19 protein-coding genes and 1 tRNA gene are annotated in these 20624 nt (G+C 56.1%); 5 read left to right on the top strand and 15 right to left on the bottom strand.

Annotation, left to right across the window (positions count from 1 at the left end; genetic code table 11):
• The first annotated feature begins 67 nt into the window (after nt 1-67).
• Entirely contained in the window at nt 68-1087 is a 1020-nt protein-coding gene (locus BMY44_RS17980; protein ID WP_089997361.1) for a sensor histidine kinase, read from the top strand.
• A gap of 75 nt (nt 1088-1162) precedes the next feature.
• Here the strand turns inward: BMY44_RS17980 and rpoC are convergent, their stop codons facing one another.
• The 7 genes from rpoC to rplK all read right to left on the bottom strand — a co-directional run bounded on the left by rpoC (nt 1163) and on the right by rplK (nt 12912).
• Entirely contained in the window at nt 1163-5419 is a 4257-nt protein-coding gene (gene rpoC / locus BMY44_RS17975; RefSeq protein WP_089997360.1) for a DNA-directed RNA polymerase subunit beta', read from the bottom strand.
• A gap of 54 nt (nt 5420-5473) precedes the next feature.
• Nucleotides 5474-9613: a DNA-directed RNA polymerase subunit beta gene (rpoB, locus tag BMY44_RS17970; protein ID WP_089997359.1), complete on the bottom strand. Its 4140-nt coding sequence runs from the start codon at nt 9611-9613 to the stop codon at nt 5474-5476.
• Between the two features lie 407 nt (nt 9614-10020).
• Nucleotides 10021-10398 (bottom strand): 50S ribosomal protein L7/L12, encoded by a 378-nt coding sequence (gene rplL / locus BMY44_RS17965; RefSeq protein ID WP_089997358.1) that lies wholly within the window; start codon nt 10396-10398, stop codon nt 10021-10023.
• Nucleotides 10399-10466: 68 nt separating this feature from the next.
• Nucleotides 10467-10979, bottom strand: coding sequence for a 50S ribosomal protein L10 (rplJ, locus tag BMY44_RS17960; protein ID WP_089997357.1), 513 nt, complete (start codon nt 10977-10979; stop codon nt 10467-10469).
• Between the two features lie 324 nt (nt 10980-11303).
• A complete protein-coding gene (locus BMY44_RS17955) occupies nt 11304-11657 on the bottom strand; it encodes a VOC family protein (protein ID WP_089997356.1) in 354 nt (117 codons plus the stop codon).
• A 131-nt stretch (nt 11658-11788) separates the two neighbouring features.
• Nucleotides 11789-12487 carry a 50S ribosomal protein L1 gene (gene rplA / locus BMY44_RS17950; protein WP_089997355.1) on the bottom strand — a complete coding sequence of 233 codons (699 nt, stop codon included), beginning with the start codon at nt 12485-12487 and terminating at the stop codon, nt 11789-11791.
• Nucleotides 12487-12912 (bottom strand): 50S ribosomal protein L11, encoded by a 426-nt coding sequence (gene rplK, locus BMY44_RS17945; protein ID WP_089997354.1) that lies wholly within the window; start codon nt 12910-12912, stop codon nt 12487-12489. Before rplK ends, rplA begins: the two co-directional genes overlap by 1 nt.
• A 427-nt stretch (nt 12913-13339) precedes the next feature.
• Here rplK and BMY44_RS17940 point away from each other — a divergent pair, with 427 nt between their 5' ends.
• The gene (locus BMY44_RS17940) at nt 13340-13870 is read left to right on the top strand and encodes a hypothetical protein (protein ID WP_089997353.1); all 531 of its coding nucleotides are present in this window, start codon (nt 13340-13342) and stop codon (nt 13868-13870) included.
• A gap of 5 nt (nt 13871-13875) precedes the next feature.
• Here BMY44_RS17940 and BMY44_RS18270 read toward each other — a convergent pair whose 3' ends face one another.
• Nucleotides 13876-14022: a hypothetical protein gene (locus BMY44_RS18270; RefSeq protein WP_165611885.1), complete on the bottom strand. Its 147-nt coding sequence runs from the start codon at nt 14020-14022 to the stop codon at nt 13876-13878.
• A 171-nt stretch (nt 14023-14193) separates the two neighbouring features.
• Nucleotides 14194-14727: a transcription termination/antitermination protein NusG gene (gene nusG / locus BMY44_RS17935; RefSeq protein ID WP_089997352.1), complete on the bottom strand. Its 534-nt coding sequence runs from the start codon at nt 14725-14727 to the stop codon at nt 14194-14196.
• Between nusG and BMY44_RS18265 the strand changes: the two genes are divergently transcribed.
• Nucleotides 14726-14908, top strand: coding sequence for a hypothetical protein (locus tag BMY44_RS18265; protein ID WP_165611884.1), 183 nt, complete (start codon nt 14726-14728; stop codon nt 14906-14908). The two genes, nusG and BMY44_RS18265, sit on opposite strands and share 2 nt — an antisense overlap.
• Nucleotides 14909-14921: 13 nt before the next feature.
• On the opposite strand, the gene secE is transcribed toward BMY44_RS18265, so the two are convergent.
• From secE to BMY44_RS17920, 3 genes are all read right to left on the bottom strand, one after another.
• On the bottom strand, nt 14922-15113 hold the full coding sequence (secE, locus tag BMY44_RS17930) for a preprotein translocase subunit SecE (protein WP_165611883.1): 192 nt from the start codon (nt 15111-15113) through the stop codon (nt 14922-14924).
• A gap of 56 nt (nt 15114-15169) precedes the next feature.
• Complete coding sequence (locus BMY44_RS17925) at nt 15170-16009, bottom strand: hypothetical protein (RefSeq protein ID WP_089997350.1); 840 nt, start codon at nt 16007-16009, stop codon at nt 15170-15172.
• 28 nt (nt 16010-16037) lie between these two features.
• Nucleotides 16038-16113: transfer RNA gene (locus BMY44_RS17920), tRNA-Trp, on the bottom strand.
• 175 nt (nt 16114-16288) lie between these two features.
• Between BMY44_RS17920 and BMY44_RS17915 the strand changes: the two genes are divergently transcribed.
• Nucleotides 16289-16900 carry a lysophospholipid acyltransferase family protein gene (locus tag BMY44_RS17915; RefSeq protein ID WP_165611882.1) on the top strand — a complete coding sequence of 204 codons (612 nt, stop codon included), beginning with the start codon at nt 16289-16291 and terminating at the stop codon, nt 16898-16900.
• A 34-nt stretch (nt 16901-16934) separates the two neighbouring features.
• Here the strand turns inward: BMY44_RS17915 and BMY44_RS17910 are convergent, their stop codons facing one another.
• Both BMY44_RS17910 and BMY44_RS17905 read right to left on the bottom strand, forming a co-directional pair.
• A complete protein-coding gene (locus BMY44_RS17910) occupies nt 16935-18488 on the bottom strand; it encodes an alanine/glycine:cation symporter family protein (protein WP_089997348.1) in 1554 nt (517 codons plus the stop codon).
• Nucleotides 18489-18500: 12 nt separating this feature from the next.
• The gene (locus BMY44_RS17905; protein WP_089997347.1) at nt 18501-18932 is read right to left on the bottom strand and encodes a universal stress protein; all 432 of its coding nucleotides are present in this window, start codon (nt 18930-18932) and stop codon (nt 18501-18503) included.
• 426 nt (nt 18933-19358) lie between these two features.
• Here BMY44_RS17905 and BMY44_RS17900 point away from each other — a divergent pair, with 426 nt between their 5' ends.
• Nucleotides 19359-20294, top strand: a complete 936-nt coding sequence (locus BMY44_RS17900; protein ID WP_089997346.1) for a hypothetical protein — start codon at nt 19359-19361, stop codon at nt 20292-20294.
• Nucleotides 20295-20558: 264 nt separating this feature from the next.
• Here the strand turns inward: BMY44_RS17900 and BMY44_RS17895 are convergent.
• Nucleotides 20559-20624: EF-Tu C-terminal domain-related protein (locus BMY44_RS17895; protein WP_199491037.1), on the bottom strand; the 66-nt coding region annotated here is incomplete at its 5' end.

Raw genomic sequence — 20624 nt, 5'->3', positions numbered from 1 at the left:
CGCCCGTACCTCTGATCGTTTACAAACGACAGACGCGTCTGGTTGTCGGTCAAAATGAGGGACGAAAATGGACTACAAGGTCAAAGACCTGTCAAACAAATTTGAATTGGGCGTCAAGGTTGCGGGCATCGGCTTGGGATCTGTCGACTATCTTGCCGATACCATCACGTTTGATACCACCGCGGCAGAGCTGTTCGACCTTCCGGCTGATAAAGCCGTTCCACGCGACCTGCTGCACAGCCGGATACATCCCGAGGATTGGATAAGCATCGACTATCAGGTCGAAGACCTGTTGGATCCCGACAAAGGCGCGAATTTCATAGATGTCCAGCACCGCGTCGTTCACCGCAACGGCGATGTGCGTTGGGTGTCAGCGCGCAAGCAGGTTGCGTTTTCACCGTCAAAGGACGGATCGCAGATGGTTGCCCAAACGGGACTGGTCGCCATCCTTGACATCACACCGCACAAGCAGGCGCAGGATCGTATCCAATACCTGCTTGAAGAACTGAATCACCGGTCCAAGAACATGCTGACCGTGGTGCAAAGTATCGCGCGGCGCACGTTTTCCTCGGGTGATCCCGAGACGGCCTTGGAACGGTTTACCAATCGCTTGATCGGGCTTGGCCGGAACTACGATGCGCTTGTCAAAGGTGCGTGGGAACATGCCGAGCTGAAAAATCTGGTCACGGCGCATTTGACCGCCTTTTCCGAACTGAACAGCACGCGCGTTCAGGTCGAGGGGCCTGACGTCAACGTCAGCACAGAAGCGGCGCAGGCAATCGGCATGGCGATGCACGAACTTGCGACGAACGCGTCGAAATACGGGGCACTTTCGATAGAGACGGGACATGTGTCGATCTCCTGGCAGGTGACCGACGATCCAGATCTGCCGCTGGTCATCACGTGGGAAGAAACGGACGGACCGGATGTGTCGGAACCGGTTCACAAAGGGTTTGGTCAGAAAGTGCTGCAAAGCGTCGCCGAATCAAGCGTCGCAGGCAAAGCATCACTGGAATACCGCACCGGCGGGGTCCACTGGGATTTGCGCCTGCCGCCACAACATTTCACCGTGAAACCGAAACAGTAACGGTAAAACCGCCGCGCCAGAACGAAAAAAGCCCCCGGAAAACCGGGGGCTTTATTTTTTAGATAGACGACTGTCTTACTCGTCGCGGCTTTCGGGTGTGTCCGCCACCAGCGTGTCGAACTCGTCACCGCCGACCACATCGTCGCCCATGCCTTCAGCGGGTGCGGCAAGCAAGGCAGCCTGTTCGGCCTCTTCGCGGCGCGCTTCGATGACGACGTTATCACGTTCGGCTGCGATGCGTGTCACGCGCTGTGTCGCGCCACCGGTCCCGGCAGGGATCAGACGACCAACGATCACGTTCTCTTTCAAGCCGACCAGTTTGTCCCGCTTGCCCTGAACCGATGCTTCGGTCAGCACGCGCGTTGTTTCCTGGAACGACGCGGCAGAGATGAACGACCGTGTCTGCAAGGACGCCTTGGTGATACCAAGCAGGATCGGCTCGCCCGTTGCGGGGCGATCGCCCCGCTTAAGTGCCTTTGCGTTGGCTTCATCAAACTCGGCCTTATCGACGTTCTCGCCTTTCAGCAGAACGGTGTCACCACTGTCCTGAATCTCCCACTTCTGGAGCATCTGGCGCACGATAACCTCGATGTGCTTGTCGTTGATCTTCACGCCCTGCAGGCGATAGACGTCCTGCACTTCGTCGATCATGTAGTCCGCAAGGGCCTCGACCCCCATAACCGCAAGAATATCGTGCGGTGCCGGGTTGCCGTCCATGATGTAGTCACCCTTCTGGACAAAGTCACCTTCCGCAACCGGGATGTGCTTACCCTTGGGCACCATGTATTCGACCTTCACGTCCGGATCGTCAGAGCTTTCGATCGCGATGCGGCGCTTGTTCTTGTAGTCCTTGCCAAAGCGCACGTAACCATCGATTTCGGCGATGATCGCGTGATCCTTTGGACGACGGGCTTCGAACAGTTCGGCCACACGTGGCAGACCACCGGTGATGTCCTTGGTCTTGGCACCTTCACGCGGAATACGCGCAACAACATCACCCGGCTGGATGTCTTCACCGTCTTCTACGGACAGAACCGCATCAACCGACATCGCATAGGACACAGGGTTGCCGTCGTCTTTCAATACAGGCTCACCGTCTGAACCGGCCACGATGATCTTCGGTGCCAGTTCGTTGCCCTTGGGGGCGGCGCGCCAGTCAGACACGATCTTCTGTGTCATGCCTGTCGCGTCGTCGGTTTCTTCGCGGATCGCGATACCGTTGACGAGGTCGACATATTTTACCTTGCCACCCTTTTCGGCAATGATCGGCAGCGTGAATGGATCCCATTCAAACAGCTTGTCACCGCGCAGAATTTCGGCACCTTCCTTGACGAACACCTTGGAGCCGTAACCGATCTTGTGGTTCGCACGCTCTTCACCGTCAGGACCCATGATGGCCAGCACCATGTTACGGCCCATGACCACCTGCTCGCCCGCCTTGTTTTCAAGCAGCTGCGCATTGCGGAATTCGACCTTGCCGGTCTGCGATGCTTCGAGGAACGACTGCTGACCACCCTGCGCAACACCGCCGATGTGGAATGTCCGCATCGTCAGCTGCGTGCCGGGTTCGCCGATAGACTGCGCGGCAATGATGCCGACAGCTTCACCGATGTTGACGCGCGTACCGCGTGCAAGGTCACGACCATAGCACATCGCACAAACGCCATCTTCGGATTCACAGGTCAGTGGCGAGCGGATCCGCATCTTGCCGATGCCAGCCACGTCGATCATGTCGGCCTTGCGTTCGTCGATCAATTCACCTTGTTCGACCAACACCTCGTCAGTGCCCGGCTTGAGCACTTCGTCAGCCGATACACGGCCCAGCACACGTTCAGCCAACGAACTTACGACCTCACCGTCATTGACGGCAGCCTCAGCAGTGATCGCACGCTCTGTCCCGCAATCGACCTCGCGGACGATGCAGTCCTGCGCGACGTCCACCAGACGACGTGTCAGGTAGCCGGAGTTCGCAGTCTTCAGCGCCGTATCCGACAGACCCTTACGGGCACCGTGGGTAGAGTTGAAGTATTCAAGAACGGTCAGACCTTCCTTAAAGTTCGAGATGATCGGCGTTTCGATGATTTCGCCGTTCGGCTTGGCCATCAGACCGCGCATCCCGCCCAGCTGCTTCATCTGTGTCACAGAACCACGCGCACCGGAGTGGGCCATCATGTAAACCGAGTTCGGTTCACCTTCAGAGCCGTCTTCCATGATTGGCGTCGTCGCAATTGTCGCCATCATCGCGTCAGTGACCTTGTCGTTCGACTTTGACCAGGCATCGACAACTTTGTTGTACTTTTCACCCTGAGTGATAAGGCCGTCCATGTACTGCTGTTCAAAGTCTTTCACCTGCTCGCGTGTTTCGTCGACCAGTTCCCACTTTGTATCCGGGATGACCATGTCGTCCTTGCCGAAAGAAATCCCGGCCTTGAACGCTTCGCGGAAGCCCATCGTCATGATCTGGTCACAGAAGATGACAGACTCTTTCTGGCCACAGTAGCGATAGACCGTGTCGATGATCTGCTGCACTTCTTTCTTGCGCAACAGTCGGTTGACGAGGCTGAAAGGTGCCTTGGCGTTCAATGGCAACAGTGCGCCCAACCGCAAACGACCCGGGGTCGTTTCAAAGCGGGTCATCACTTCGTTGCCTTCTTCGTCGATCTGCATCATCCGCGCCTGAATTTTGGCGTGCAAGTGCACTTCGCCGGCGTTGAGGGCGTGTTCGACCTCTTCGATGTCAGCGAACGCAAGACCTTCGCCCTTCATGCCTTCACGCATGATGGTCGTGTAGTACAGGCCAAGGATCATATCCTGCGATGGCACGATGATTGGCGCACCGTTGGACGGTGACAGCACGTTGTTCGTGGACATCATCAGAACGCGGGCTTCCAACTGTGCTTCAAGGCTCAGCGGGACGTGTACCGCCATCTGGTCACCGTCGAAGTCAGCGTTGAACGCGGAACAGACGAGCGGGTGCAGCTGAATCGCTTTACCTTCGATCAGGACGGGTTCGAACGCCTGAATGCCCAAACGGTGCAGCGTTGGCGCACGGTTCAGCATGACAGGGTGTTCGCGAATGACCTCGTCCAGAATGTCCCAAACTTCGGGACGCTCTTTTTCGACCAGCTTCTTGGCTTGCTTCACAGTGGAAGACAGGCCCTTTGCTTCAAGGCGCGAATAGATAAACGGCTTGAACAGTTCGAGCGCCATCTTCTTGGGCAACCCGCACTGGTGCAGTTTCAGTTCCGGACCCGTCACAATGACCGAACGGCCAGAGAAGTCGACGCGTTTCCCCAAAAGGTTCTGACGGAAACGACCCTGCTTGCCTTTCAGCATGTCGGACAGCGATTTCAGCGGACGCTTGTTTGCACCTGTAATCACACGACCACGGCGGCCGTTGTCAAACAGCGCATCAACAGATTCCTGCAACATCCGCTTTTCGTTACGGACGATGATGTCAGGCGCGCGCAGTTCGATCAGACGCTTCAGACGGTTGTTCCGGTTGATTACACGACGATACAGATCGTTCAGGTCAGACGTCGCGAAACGGCCGCCATCCAGTGGCACCAGCGGGCGCAGTTCCGGCGGGATCACAGGGATCACGGTCAGAACCATCCATTCCGGACGGTTGCCGGATTCGATGAAGCTTTCGACGATCTTCAAACGCTTGATGATCTTCTTGGGCTTCAGTTCGCCTGTGGCTTCCTTGAGGTCCGCACGCAGCTGTTCGGCTTCGCCTTCAAGGTCGATTTGGGACAGCATTTCGCGGATCGCTTCGGCGCCGATGTTCGCCTGGAAGGCGTCCATGCCGTAAACGTCCTGTGCTTCATAGAACTCTTCCTCGGACATCAGCTGACCGTATGTCAGGTCTGTCAGGCCGGGTTCGATGACAACGTAGTTTTCGAAATACAGAATACGTTCCAGATCGCGCAGGGTCATGTCCAGCATCAGGCCGATGCGGGATGGCAGCGATTTCAGGAACCAGATGTGCGCAACAGGTGCGGCCAGTTCGATGTGGCCCATCCGCTCGCGGCGGACCTTTTGCAGTGTCACTTCAACACCGCATTTTTCGCAGACAACGCCGCGATACTTCATGCGCTTATATTTACCGCAGAGGCATTCATAATCTTTGATCGGGCCAAAGATACGCGCACAGAACAGGCCGTCACGTTCAGGCTTGAACGTGCGGTAGTTGATGGTTTCCGGCTTCTTGATCTCACCAAAGGACCACGACAGGATCCGCTCGGGTGAGGCCAGAGAGACCTTGATTTCGTCAAACGTTTTCGCCGGTGTAAGCGGGTTAAACGGGTTGTTTGTCAGTTCCTGGTTCATTTTCAATTCCTTGAATTGGGCGCGTTAAGAGATGGAGAAAGCAGGGCCGCGGCCCTACTCCTCATCCTCCGCATCCAGGAGTTCCATGTTGAGGCCGAGGCCCCGGACTTCTTTCACGAGCACGTTGAAGGATTCCGGCACGCCGGCTTCAAAGTTATCTTCGCCTTTGACGATGCTTTCGTAGACCTTGGTGCGGCCTGCGACGTCATCCGACTTGACTGTCAGCATCTCTTGCAGCGTGTACGCCGCGCCGTATGCTTCGAGTGCCCAGACTTCCATTTCCCCGAAACGCTGACCACCGAACTGGGCTTTACCACCCAGCGGCTGTTGCGTGACAAGGCTGTATGGCCCTGTGGAACGTGCGTGGATCTTGTCGTCGACCAGGTGGTGCAGTTTCAGCAGGTATTTCACACCCACTGTGACCTTCCGAGAGAATTGCTCACCCGTGCGGCCGTCAAACAGAACCGACTGACCCGAGGTGTCGAAACCGGCACGCGTCAGCGCGTCGTTTACGTCGGCCTCTTTCGCACCGTCAAAGACGGGTGTCGCAATCGGCACACCACGTGTGACGTTGCCCGCAGCTTCGACAAGATGGTCTTCGTCCATCCCTTCAAGGCCCTCGGCATAAACGTCATCACCATAGGCGATCTTCATCGCTTCGCGCACGGGCGTCAGATCACCAGAGCGGCGATATTCGGACAGTGCCTCGTCGATATGGATACCCAGACCGCGTGCGGCCCAACCCATGTGTGTTTCAAGAATCTGACCGACGTTCATACGCGATGGCACGCCCAGCGGGTTCAGACAGAAGTCGACAGGGGTTCCGTCCGCAAGGAACGGCATGTCTTCCATCGGCACAACCTTGGAAATAACACCCTTGTTGCCGTGACGACCGGCCATCTTGTCGCCGGGCTGCAGCTTGCGCTTAACCGCGACGAAGACCTTGACCATCTTCATGACACCCGGTGGCAAATCATCACCACGACGGACTTTTTCGACCTTATCCTCGAAACGTGCATCCATCGCGCGCTTCTGGATTTCGTACTGTTCGTTCAAAGCTTCGACGATCTTGGCATCATCTTCGTCTTCCATGGCCAGCTGCCACCACTGCCCGCGGGACAGATCGGCGACGCTTTCCTCGGACACGATAGAACCCGCCTTGAAGCCTTTCGGCCCTTTGACGGCTTTCTTGCCGTTGATGATGTCCCACAGACGCGCGTAGATGTTACGGTCCAGAATGACCATCTCATCGTCGCGGTCACGGGCAAGGCGTTCGACCTCTTCCCGTTCGATCTGCAGCGCACGTTCGTCCTTTTCGACGCCGTGACGGTTGAAGACACGCACTTCGACGACCGTTCCGAAATCACCCGGTGGCAGACGCAAGGACGTGTCACGCACGTCTGACGCTTTCTCACCAAAGATGGCGCGCAGAAGCTTTTCTTCCGGCGTCATCGGGCTTTCGCCCTTTGGTGTGATCTTGCCAACAAGGATATCCGCTGGCCCGACTTCGGCACCAATGTACACGATCCCGGCTTCGTCGAGGTTGCGCAGGGCTTCCTCGCCGACGTTTGGAATGTCGCGTGTGATTTCCTCTGGCCCAAGCTTTGTGTCACGCGCGGCGACTTCGAATTCCTCGATGTGGACCGAGGTGAAGACGTCGTCACGCACGATACGCTCGGAAATCAGGATGGAGTCTTCGTAATTGTAGCCGTTCCAAGGCATGAACGCGACGACCACGTTTTTGCCAAGTGCCAGTTCACCCATGTCCGTGGATGGACCATCGGCAATGACTTCGCCCTTCTGAACCGTGTCGCCCACTTTCACCAGCGGACGCTGGTTGATGCAGGTGTTCTGGTTGGACCGCTGGAATTTGCGCATCCGGTAGATGTCAACGCCAGCGTCGCCGAGTTCCAGATCTTCGGTCGCACGGATAACGATACGTGTCGCATCGACCTGGTCGATGGTACCCGCACGCTTTGCCATGATGGCAGCGCCCGAGTCACGGGCGACGACTTCTTCGATGCCAGTGCCCACAAGTGGTGCCTCGGCCTGCAGAAGCGGCACAGCCTGACGCTGCATGTTCGATCCCATCAACGCACGGTTCGCGTCGTCGTTTTCAAGGAACGGGATGAGCGATGCGGCAACAGAAACCAGCTGCTTTGGCGACACGTCAATCAGATCGACGCTTTCGTTCTGCGCCAGCGTGTATTCACCGTTCTGACGGGTGGACACGAGGTCGTTGACGAACTTGCCGTCTTTATCGAGGTTCGCGTTCGCCTGCGCCACCGTGTGACGCATTTCTTCGGTCGCGGACATGTACTGCACTTCGTCAGTTACCTTGCCGTTTTCGACCTTGCGATAGGGTGTTTCGATAAAGCCGTACTTGTTCACGCGGGCAAATGTGGCCAGCGAGTTGATCAGACCGATGTTCGGGCCTTCCGGTGTCTCAATCGGGCACATCCGGCCATAGTGGGTCGGGTGTACGTCGCGGACTTCAAAACCTGCACGTTCGCGGGTCAGACCACCTGGCCCAAGTGCGGACAAGCGGCGCTTGTGCGTGACTTCGGACAGCGGGTTGGTTTGGTCCATGAACTGCGACAACTGCGAAGAGCCGAAGAATTCACGCACAGCAGCAGCGGCTGGCTTGGCGTTGATCAGGTCCTGCGGCATAACCGTGTCGATTTCGACGGATGACATGCGTTCCTTGATCGCGCGCTCCATGCGCAGCAGACCGACGCGGTACTGGTTTTCCATCAGTTCGCCAACTGAACGCACACGACGGTTGCCGAGGTGGTCGATATCGTCCACGTCGCCCTTGCCGTCACGCAGCTCGACAAGCGCCTTGATACAGGCAACGATGTCTTCCTTGCGCAGCGTACGGATGGTGTCTTCGGCATCCAGATCAAGGCGCATGTTCATCTTTACGCGACCCACTGCGGACAGGTCATAGCGTTCGCTGTCAAAGAACAGCGTGTCGAACAGCGCAGAGGCTGCATCGACGGTCGGTGGCTCACCCGGACGCATGACGCGATAGATATCCATGAGCGCGGTTTCGCGGTTCATGTTCTTGTCACCGGCCATCGTGTTGCGCATGTAAGCGCCGACGTTGATGTTATCGATATCAAGAACAGGGATCGTCTTGATGCCGGCATCCACCAGCTCTTTCAGGGTGCCGCCAGTGACGTTGCCCTCTTTATCGTATTCCAGCGTCAGTTCATCACCGGCCTCGACATAGATCGCACCGGTTTCTTCGTTGATGATGTCGCGGGCAACGAACTTGCCGACAATGCTGTCATAAGGGACAAGCAATTCTGTCACCTTGCCGTCGTCGATCAGTTTCTTGACCGAACGTGGCGTGACCTTTTCGCCTGCTTTGGCAATGACTTCGCCGGTCTTGGCATCGACAAGGTCCATCACCGGACGGGTGCCGCGCACTCGCTCCGGGAAGAACTTCGTGGTCCAGGCTTTGCCTTTCTTGTCGAGATTGTAATCGACGGTGTCATAGTAGGCATCCATGATGCCTTCCTGATCCAGACCCAGCGCATAAAGCAGGGTTGTCACAGGCAGCTTGCGGCGACGGTCGATACGGCAGAATACCAGATCCTTGGCGTCGAATTCAAAGTCGAGCCACGACCCGCGGTAAGGAATGATGCGGCAGGCGAACAGTAGCTTGCCGGACGAGTGTGTCTTGCCCTTGTCGTGGTCAAAGAACACGCCGGGAGAGCGGTGCATCTGGGAAACGATCACACGCTCTGTGCCGTTCACAACGAACGTGCCGTTTGGTGTCATCAACGGCATATCGCCCATGAAGACGTCCTGTTCCTTGATGTCCTTTACGGACTTCGCGCCTGTGTCTTCGTCCACATCGAATACGATCAGACGGAGTGTCACCTTCAATGGCGCGCTGTAGGTCATGTCGCGCTGCTGGCACTCTTCAACGTCATACTTCGGCTTTTCCAGCTCGTACTTGACGAACTCCAGCACTGCGGTTTCATTAAAGTCCTTGATCGGGAAAACCGACTGGAACACACCCTTGATTCCTTCGCCGTCAAGCGGCGTGTCGCTGTCGCCAGAGCGCAGGAACAGATCGTAGGATGATTTCTGAACCTCGATAAGGTTCGGCATTTCAAGAACTTCACGGATTTTGCCGTAGTATTTACGCAGGCGTTTCTGACCGAGGAAGGATTGAGCCAAAGCTAAGTCTCCATAATGTCAGAACGCGCTTTGGCTGGGATACCAAAACGCGTCCGAATACTGGCAGGGTCATTTCAATACCTGAGATGTTTCCCAAACATCTCTCCCGAAATGAACAACTTACCTGTCAAAACGCGCGGTTGAGCGCTTTGAAAGATAAGCTTACAAAGGTGTTTCTGGTTTTTTGTGCGCCGAGGTTTGTGGACCGAACCTGCCAATTAGTGGGGATTCGCGGAAAGTTCAAGGTCTTGAGAGAAAATCAACAACTTTTTAGGGGGTGACGTACGGGCCCGGCCCGATTGAAGGTTTCAAACCCTGCCGCACCCTTCCCCGCGCCGAATCGCAAGCCGCAAAAAACCCGGGCTGCTTCACAGCAACCCGGGCTTCTTTGAGACTGTCGGTCCGGCTTAGGCCAGTTCGACTTCTGCGCCAGCTGCTTCCAGCTTGCCCTTGATCTCTTCGGCTTCGGCTTTTGCGACGCCTTCTTTGATCTTGCCGCCAGCTTCGACGAGGTCTTTGGCTTCTTTCAGGCCAAGACCTGTGATGCCGCGGACTTCTTTGATGACGTTGATTTTCTGAGCGCCGGCGTTCTTGAGAACGACGTCGAATTCAGTTTTCTCTTCAGCAGCTGCACCGCCGGCGTCGCCAGCTGGGCCTGCCATCATCACAGCGCCACCGGCAGCTGGTTCGATGCCATACTCGTCCTTGAGGATGGTTTTCAGTTCTTGTGCTTCGAGAAGGGTCAGACCAACGATCTCTTCAGCAAGTTTCTTCAGATCAGCCATTTTGCTTTTCCATTTCTAAATTTGTGTTCCAACGCGAGGCGAATACCCCACGAGAGTAGTCAGGTGCCTTATGCAGCCTTCTCTTCGATGGTCGAAAGAATGCTTGCGATGTTGGAAGCAGGCGCGCCAATGGCCCCGGCGATGTTTGCGGCAGGTGCTGCGATGCAACCCACGATGGAAGCGATAAGCTCCTCGCGGCTTGGCATCCCGGCAACGGCTTTCACACCAGCAGGATCAAGTGCTTGATCGCCCATTGCACCGCCGAGGACGACAAGCTTGTCATTCTCTTTGGCGTAATTGTCGATGACCTTGGCCGCAGCCACTGGGTCTTCGGAAAAGGCGAGCACGGTCATGCCTGTCAGGTATTCGGCGATGCTTGCGCATGGCTTACCTTCCAGAGCAATCTTGGCGAGCTTGTTCTTGGCAACGCGAACAGACCCACCCGCTTCACGCATGTTCGCGCGCAGGTCCTGCATTTCGGCAACTGTCATTCCCTCGTAGTGGGCAACCACAACGACGCCAGAGCTTTCAAAAACTTGGCCGAGTTCGTCGACCAGTTGTTCTTTTTGGGCTCTATCCACAGTTTCACTCCAAGTTTGGAGGGTGACCCCTCCGGCTCAATTTTGCCCGGTGGCGAACCACCGAACGTAACAGTCCGCGATATAACGGGGTGCGAGCCGGGAGTGTGACTGAGGAGAACCCCAGAGCAATTCCGGTCTTTCCCGTCTCAGGCAGGATTTATGATCTGAGGATCACCCACCGTCTTGGACAGATACACCGGCCCGAATCAAACCGGGCGATGTGAAGGGCTGTTTAGGGGGTTGGGGCACTTTTGGGAAGGGGGATTGGATTAGCGAATGAGAATTCGGTTCGGAAGGTCTGCTTTGAGCCCAATCCGACGCCGATCAAGCTGGATGTGACAGGATGTTCAGGAGCTTTCCAGTGGGGTCGAATAGGTAGAAGCGCCGAACCCCCCATGGTTCATCGGTCAGCTCGTATTCGATTGCATGACCAAGGTTCTTGGCGCGTTGATAGACAGCATCGACATTCTCAACCTCGATCGAGAGATCGGGAACTGCAGTCCCCGACCCACCTTCCGTCGCTATACTGAGCTGCGTTCGCGCCATTTCGTCAGACGCCAAGGTCACGATCCACCCGTGATCCATCACGACATTCAAACCGAAGAGGTCCGCATAGAACCTTTTGACGTTTTCGACCTCGGTCGCCGCTATATTCGAAACGATGCGTTTGACTGTCATCTTTCAGCACTCCTAATCCGAAGTCAGTTTAGCGCCAGGATTGCGGCATGTCCGCTTTGTCCCGCAGTGCCGTCATTAAAAAAAGGGCCGCCCCGATCGGGACGGCCTTTCAATTCATTTGACGGGAAAGCTTAGTTGCCAGTCGCGCTGTCGATCGCGACAGAGACACCCGGACCCATTGTCGAGGTCAGGGAAACCTTCTTCATATAGGTGCCCTTTGCACCTGTCGGCTTGGCTTTCTGCACTGCGTCGACAAACGCCAGAACGTTCTCTTCGATCTTCTTGTGATCGAAAGAGGCTTTGCCGATGCCTGCGTGAACCACACCGGCCTTTTCAGCCTTGAACTGGATCTCGCCGCCCTTCTTGGCCTGGATCGCCTCGGTCACGTCGGGGGTCACTGTGCCTGTACGTGGGTTTGGCATCAGGTTGCGTGGACCCAGAACCTTACCCAAGCGGCCAACGACACCCATCATGTCAGGTGTCGCAATACAAACGTCAAAGTCGATTGTGCCGCCCTGAATGGTTTCCATCAGGTCTTCTGCACCGACGATGTCTGCACCGGCTTTCTTGGCTTCCTCGGCCTTGTCGCCGCGTGCGAAGACAGCAACGCGGACAGTCTTGCCGGTGCCGTTTGGCAATGTGACCGTGCCGCGGACCATCTGGTCGGCGTGGCGCGGGTCGACACCCAGAACCATGGAAATTTCGATGGTTTCATCGAACTTTGCCTTGGCGTTGTCTTTGACCAGTGACACAGCCTCGGTGACTGTGACGTTTTCTTTGCCAGCAAATGCTTCGCGCGCTGCTGTTGTGCGCTTACCGTATTTTGCCATTACTTCACCTCGATGCCCATAGAGCGGGCAGAGCCCGCGATGATCAGCATTGCGCCTTCGATGGACGTCGCGTTGAGGTCCTTCATCTTGGCTTCGGCGATTTCACGTACCTGCTTGGCGGAAATCGACCCTGCGACCTGCTTGCCTGGCTCTTTCGAACCCGACTTCAGCTTGGCCGCTTTCTTGATGTAAAAAGACGCAGGTGGCGTCTTGATTTCCATCGTGAACGACTTGTCCTGATAGTAGGTGATGACGGTCGGGCAAGGTGCGCCCTTTTCCATGTCTTCTGTCTTGGCGTTGAACGCCTTGCAGAATTCCATGATGTTGATGCCGCGCTGACCCAGCGCCGGGCCCACGGGCGGGCTTGGGTTGGCCGCGCCTGCAGGAACCTGCAGTTTGAGCGTGCCCATAACTTTCTTAGCCATAAGGCTATCTCCTATTCCAACGCCCCTTGGTCGCGACCGCAGGGCTTTTCGTTGTGTGGTCCGGTCTGACGCACGCGTGCGCCTCGCCTCCCACAGTGGATGTCGGTCGGACCGACGGGCGGGCTATAGCAGAGATAGAATTGGGCGCAAGAAAAATGACTCTGATGTCCGGTTTGAGCCCAGAGCGTTTAATGCTGCGTTCTCGACAGATGTCCACTTTTCATCTTTCAGGTACGACCGCATGCATTGAAACGCGTGGCTCGATAAAAATTTGACCTTGTAGCTTAGCGGTTTGTACGTGCAGTGAACGGCGGCAATGAGGCTAAACCCACCGATGCAGCATTTCTGCCTGTCAAATTCTTCCACCAGCCTTAAAAACGCCAAACAGTTTTGATATCTCATTTGCATATCGGAAAAAGGCTAGACGATGGTTCTCGAATACAGACAAGAAGCTACGCTCGCCGGTAGGCTTGTCAGCTTTATGGCTGTACCGTTTATGATGCTTATCGCGGGCGCTTTGATTGGCGTTTTTGGACTGTTCAGCCGCGAAGCCTATGACCTTGTCGCGTCTATTTTCGGGGGCGACATGGCGCGCCTCAAAGAGTTCTTGGTCTTTCTCCTCCTCCTGACCATTTCGGTTGGTTTTTCAAGTATACTAATCATTGCCGGTCTGTACGTGTCGCTTGTCAGAAGAGATTATGTTGTTGAGATTCATCCCGACCGCCGGACGGTAAACATCTATTTTCAGCGCGCTCTGCTATGGCATCATTCATCCAGCTCTTCCTACAGATTTGATGAAATTGAAGCAATTGAGCTGCGGTATGATGATGAGGGGAACGAAATTCGGCTTCGCCTTCCCGATCGCAAGTTCGCCCTGAAGCTGCTTCGTGAATATAGCAGACCTGTAGCAGAGAAAAAACTCAGTCAATTGAAAGAGATGGGCTTGCCCGCAAAGTAGAATGTTCAAATGTCCGCGATGCGATCATAGATCATCGGAAAAGGCGCGATGCGGCCCCGCAAGTCCGGAATGGGCTCATAATGTAGGTTGCTGACCGCCTTATTCAGAATCGCACGGATATTATTCAAGGATAACGCCCAGGTTTCTGTCATGATCAAACCCCAGTCGCTATATCTTGTATCTATGTCCCTTCAGCAAACCGGACATTGGCACAGCCTTAGCGAAATGGCGCTTTGTCCGCGAAGCCGAAATCTCTCTACGCCCAGCTGAAACGAGAAATGCCGCCCCTCGGACGGCATTTCGAAAACGTCGCGTAATTTGGTTCAGCCCTGCTTGGACACCTGCGTAAATTCCAGTTCGACTGGGGTCGCGCGGCCAAAGATGGATACAGTCACCTTCAGGCGCTGTTCGGCTTCGTCCACTTCTTCGACCATGCCGTCGAAGTCTTCGAACGGCCCGTCGTTGACCTTGACCTTCTCGCCGATCTCGAAATGGATCAGGGTGCGTGGTGCTTCCTGACCTTCTTCGACGCGGCCAAGGATGGCCTGTACTTCGGCGTCGCGCATCGGCATCGGACGCCCCTGAGGACCAAGAAAACCGGTAACGCGGTTGATCGAATTGATCAGGTGATAGCCTTCGTCCGACATTTCCATGTGCACCAGCACGTAGCCGGGCATGAAGCGGCGTTCAGCCGTCACTTTCTTGTTGCGACGGACCTCGATCACTTCTTCGGTCGGTACAAGCACTTCGTCGATCTGGTCGGACAGGCCCTGCTCTTCCGCCTTCTGGCGAATGGTCTCTGCGATCTTCTTTTCGAAGTTCGAAAGAACGCTTACCGAATACCAACGTTTCGCCATGAGCCTCGACACCTCGTCGTCGTTGCGGGTCACCCCGCAAATTCCAGTTGTTCCAAACGGTTTTACCGTTGCTCCGAAAAATAAAAGCGGCGCGCAACACGATTCGCCGCACGCCATTTCCGGAAGTCAGGCGCTATTAACGCCCATTCCCCATCGGTTCAAGGGGGCAGCGCCAGAATAACGCCGCCCGGCCCCTAGCCGAAGTAGGCCAGAACCGCGCTCAACCCGCCGCGGATGACCCAGTCAACGAGGCTGAAAAACACTGCCGTCAGTGCCGCCATGATGAACACCATGATCGTCGTCGTGATCACTTCACGACGTGTCGGCCAAACGACCTTCGCGACTTCCGCACGTGTTTCGTTGATGAATTTGACTGGATTCGCCATGGAGCGGGATACCTTCTTGCAGAATAGAGGCGACATACGCCTTGGCTGCCAGCTTTTCAAGGGCGGAGCAGGGTCACCACGGTGTTTGCGTCAATCCGCGCGATCTGTTCCGCGTATTGCTTTGCCGCGCGGGCGTGGTCTTCGGGCAGGAATGCATCGAATGGCGGATGGTCCGGCCCGATCGGGAACCGTTCGCGGGCGTTCACAGCGGCCTTGCGACCTTTGCCCAGCGCATAGCGGATCTGGATTTCGGCAACGGCATCTGCGGACAGACCGCGATGCACGATCTTGTCGATGGGTGGCAGGGTGATGTCCGCGCCGAGCATGCGCCGCGCGATTTCGGGAAACAGCGCTGTGTAATCTTCGTATCGCCAGACTGTCAGGCTGCGCACACCATCTGCCTGCGCGATCCGGTCGGTCAGTTCGGCCCAATCGACCCTGCCCAACGGGTTCAATGCCATGACATCGCCAAGCGCGACGCGGTGACCGCCCATCAGAGCCTGACAAAAAGCCGACGTCAGATAATGCGCGGGATTGCGCACGGACAGGAACACATCAAGTCCATTCGGCGCGATCCTGGACGCAAGCGCGCTGATCCGGTCTGCCGCCAGCGGATAAAGCGGCATCGCCACCTTGCCCTTGCGCGATTGCAACGTCCCGATAAAGTTTTCCTCGCTCAGCACCACACGATGCGCGGGGCCTGCCATCTCTGCGATTGCGGCCTTGCCGTCATCCCCGAACCGTTCGGCAATGCTTTGGCCTGCGCGAAAATGCGGCGGACCATAAAACCGCACGCCGGCGGTGCGCAAAACATCGGCCTGCGCAAACATCGACCGCTGCAGATGCGTCGTCGCTGTCTTGTGCGCTCCGATGTGCAATGCAATCTGGGGGAACATCCTGCCTCCGCGACGTGTGGGGGAGGCCTGGCAGGGGCAGCAGGGCTTGAACCCGCGACCTACGGTTTTGGAGACCGTCGCTCTACCAACTGAGCTATACCCCTATGGCCGAGGCTCGGATTAGCCCGAACCGCCACGCGGATCAAGTGCCTGACTTGCGTTTGGGCCGACAAATATCGCATGAAGCGATAAGTCACCGCCCGGAAAGCCAGTCTTGTGCGCGCAGTTCGCAGATATTTCATCAAGTCCGATCTTGCGCCACGTCTTCTTGGAGCACTGGTGACGGGCTATCTGCGGTTCTGTCTGCGCACGACCCGCTGGACGTATGAAGGACGCGATGCCCTTGCCGCCGCAACTAAGGACGGCCCCGTCTTGTTCGCGATGTGGCACGAACGCTCGCTCTTTGGTCCGGCACATTGGCCGGACGCGCTTGGCGAGTTATCCACCCTGTTTGCCAGTTCAGCAATCGGGCGTGTCGGGGGAGACATGCATCGCCGCTTTGGCCGCCGCCCGATGAAAATGTCCGAGAAGCGCAGTAATGCGAAAGTCTCGCGCGAGGTGCTGAAACGCTTGCGGGACGGGATCAGCATCGGCATGACGACGGACGGGCCGAACGGACCAGCACGGGTTGTAAATGATGCGACACTTGGCTGGGCGGGCGCAATCGGGCGACCGGTGTTCTGTTATGCCTTCGCCGTGAAACGGCATAAGCGGCTGAAAACTTGGGACAGGATGATGTTCCCCTTCCCGTTCACCCGTGGGCATGTGGTCTTTCACACTTGGGACGGGACGGTGCCGCGCAAGGCCGACGATGAAACATTGGAAGCGGCGCGGCGGTCACTGGGTGCGGCCCTGAACGCAGCGTGCGAAAAGGCCGACAAGGGCGTGTAGCCGGGGCGACCGAACAAGGCCGCCCCAAGCAATTCTAGTGAGAAAACTTCCTGATCTCGCCAGCCTTAAGGCGTGCGCTGTATGACTGCAGCTCTTGCTTGACGATCTTCATCAGAAAATAAAGCGCCGTGATGTTGACGACGGCCATGGCAAAGATTGCCGCATCCGAGAAATCAATCACAGGGCCAAGGCTTGCCGCCGCACCGATCACGATGAAGATGCAGAAGATGATCTTGAAGATCAGCTCGGTCGTCTTGCCTTCACCAAAGAGATAGGTCCATGCCTTCAGCCCGTAGTAGGACCACGAGATCATGGTCGAGAAAGCGAACAGGACGACCGCAAGGGACAGCACATACGGGAACCAGCTGATTGATGATCCGAAGGCAGCCGATGTCAGGGCTACGCCGGATGTATCGCCAACAGTGGCAATCGCTGTGCCTGCTTCGTTCAGAACGAAGTTGCCTGTTTCGGCATCCATGATCAACTGACCCGAGATGACGATCACAAGCGCTGTCATCGTACAGATGACCACCGTGTCGATCAGTGGCTCAAGCAAGGACACAAAGCCTTCGGTGATCGGCTCTTTGGTTCTTACCGCAGAGTGGGCGATCGCCGCGGACCCAACGCCCGCCTCGTTCGAAAACGCAGCCCGCTTGAAGCCCTGGATCAACGCACCGACAAGACCGCCAGCAACACCAAGGCCGGTAAAGGCACCTGCGAAGATCTGGCTGAACGCCGTCCCGATCATGTCGTAGTTCACGATCAGAACGATCAGCGCAGCACCGACATAAAGGATGCCCATGAATGGCACGACCTTTTCTGTCACCTTGGCAATGGACTTGATCCCGCCCACAATGACCGCAAAGACAACTGCCGCAAAGATCAGACCTGTGATCCAGCCGGGGAATTCACCGGTGATCTGGGTGATCTGCACATGGGCCTGGTTGGCCTGGAACATGTTGCCGCCGCCAAGTGCGCCGAGGATACAGAAGATCGAGAACAGGATCGCAAGGATCTTGCCACCCGGCAGACCCAGTTCGTCAAAGCCTTTGCTCATGTAATACATCGGGCCACCTGAGACGGTGCCGTCAGGGTATTCGTTGCGATACTTCACACCCAGCGTACATTCGGTAAACTTGGACGCCATCCCCAGAAGACCCGCAAGGATCATCCAGAAGGTCGCCCCCGGTCCGCCGATCCCGACGGCCACGGCAACACCCGCGATGTTACCCAGACCGACCGTGCCCGAAAGGGCCGTGGCAAGCGCCTGAAAGTGGCTGACCTCGCCCGCGTCGTTCGGGTCGGAATAGTCACCCTTTACCAGCGCAATCGCGTGGCCGAAGAAACGGAACTGAACAAAGGCAAAGTAAAGCGTGAACACTGTGGCACCGACGACCAGCCACATCACGATCCAAGGAAAACTGGTGCCCGGGATTGGCGCAAAGATACCGTTCACGAACCAGCCGGTTGAATTGGCAAAGATTTCGTTGACCCGCGCATCAAGGCTTTGGGCCTCTTGCGCGAAAGCCTGACCAGAGGTCGCGATCAGCGCCCCGAGGGTCAGAAGGAGTTTGTGATAGAAATTCATAATCGACCTTCCTTATACGACAACGGTGACAGGAACGCGGGCGTTCATGACAAGGGTTGCAGTGGAACTTCCGAACAGACGGGAAGACAGACCGCCCTCGCTTGAACGTGCAACGATAATCTGATCCGCAGCTTCGCTATGGGCGATATCATCAATCGTGTCGGCAACATGCCCGTGGCGCACGATCGCACGGGCGTTCAACCCGGAATCCTTCAGCGATTTCACCGCAGGATCGACAACGCGCTCCATCGCGACCGAGATTTCCTCTTCGCGCCGTTTGTGCCGTTCAGCGTTTTCTTCCGCAGTCTGGAAGGAAAACGGCGACCATTCGATCACGTAAACCACGATCAATTCGCAGTCAGTGGTCTTGGCCGCCATGTTTTTGGCAAAGTCGAGGGCCTTTTCCCCCGTGCTTTGTCCATCTAGGCCGATGACTAATTTCATGTATGTGTCCCTCTTTGCTGTTGGACCTTGGCGCGCTGGCCAAGGAAACGCAGGTGAGGGCGCGCCCTGTTTCAGGGTCGTTAACGCGCAAAGGCAGCCCCCATCGGCATGGGATCATCTTGGAGAATTATAAGAAGGGGGTGTGCCTGAAAATAACCCAATCCCCGGTTAATTCGACTGCAATTCTGATTTTTCCAGACGCATTCGAACATTGACTCGCTACATCAGGAGCCGATCGAGTTTCATCACGGTCCACATGAGGCAAGCACCGCACACAAGTGTAGGCTGTCGGGCGTCCTCCTTTTGCATACCGAACTCATTACGAACAAGAAACAACAAATCGCCTGTCGCTCACCATAGTCCTGACTTCTTCGTAACGACATTGGCACGAGCGAAAAATCGCAGGCCATTACGAAGGGACACTTGATGACTTCAGAAACATTTATTCTTTACGGCGACGTCAACGTCGAATTTACGATTACGGAACTTGCTGACGGTTCGCTTCAATTCGACCTGAAGGTGCTGGATGACACAGGCTCCATCGGTGATTTGAATGCGTTTTTCTTTGATCTTGCCGATGACAGCCTGACCCATGGCATGACGATTACAGGAAGCGATGTCACCGATACCGTGCTCAAGGTGGACGGTGTCACGAAGGTCGACAACTATACCAATATGAACGGCGAAGTTATTAAGGAACTGGGCAAGTTCGATGCCGGTGTGCAATTCGGGACCCAAGGTATCGGTCAAGACGACATCCGAGAAACCAGCTTTATCCTGTCACATAATACCGCCAATCTGTCGCTGCAGGATCTAAGCATGCAGGACATCGGTGTACGTTTGACATCTGTTGGTGCAGAAGGCGGGTCGCGGGATGGTTCGCTTAAGATCGGTGGCGAAGTCCCTGACTTTCCGGACGGACCAGTCGAACCGGTAAATGTCGCCATCGACGACACAATGACGGTGTCCGAAGTCGAAACGTTTAACCCACCATTTGTGCCGTTCGATTATCTGTCTGACTTTGCCGAGAGTATACTCGAAAACGACCAGACCGATGAATTCATCTATGCCGGTGACGTCACGGCTGTAAATGGCGACGCAAATGCGATTGGCGATATCGTGCTGGGCAGCAATGGTGGCGCCATCAAGATCTTTGCCGATGGCACAGTCGATTTTTCGGCTGCATCTTCCGAATTCGGGCCAAGCGATTTTGCCTATCTGAACGATGGAGAAACCGCACAGACGGCGTTTGAATACACCATCGAAGGCGGTTCAACTGCAACGCTCACTGTAACTGTCACAGGTATTTCTGATGGCGGCGGCGGTCCAATTGACGATGGCGGTCCAATCGATTTCGGCTGATCACGAAATACTGCGGTTTCTTCGGAATTGATGGGGGTGATCGTTCGCTTACCCCCGTATTGTGAGCGTCAGACGATCGTCATGATTGGGGCTGAAGATTCACAAGGACATTCGGAAACAAATTAGGCCGCCGCATGTCTGCGACGGCCTTGTTTGGTTTTGTGGGTGTTGTAGCGCCCAGATCACGTTGGTGTGGGTTCTCGGGACCTTTTCCTGATCGGGGAAAAGGCCCTGACACCCACCGGTAACTTCGCCTGGGCGAAGTTACTCGATAATCTTTGACACAACGCCAGCGCCGACTGTCCGCCCACCTTCGCGGATTGCGAACCG

Origin of the sequence: Cognatiyoonia koreensis (assembly GCF_900109295.1) — a bacterium.
In the GTDB taxonomy this organism is placed as follows: Bacteria; Pseudomonadota; Alphaproteobacteria; order Rhodobacterales; family Rhodobacteraceae; genus Cognatiyoonia; species Cognatiyoonia koreensis.
This window is presented reverse-complemented; position numbering and strand designations above follow the sequence as displayed.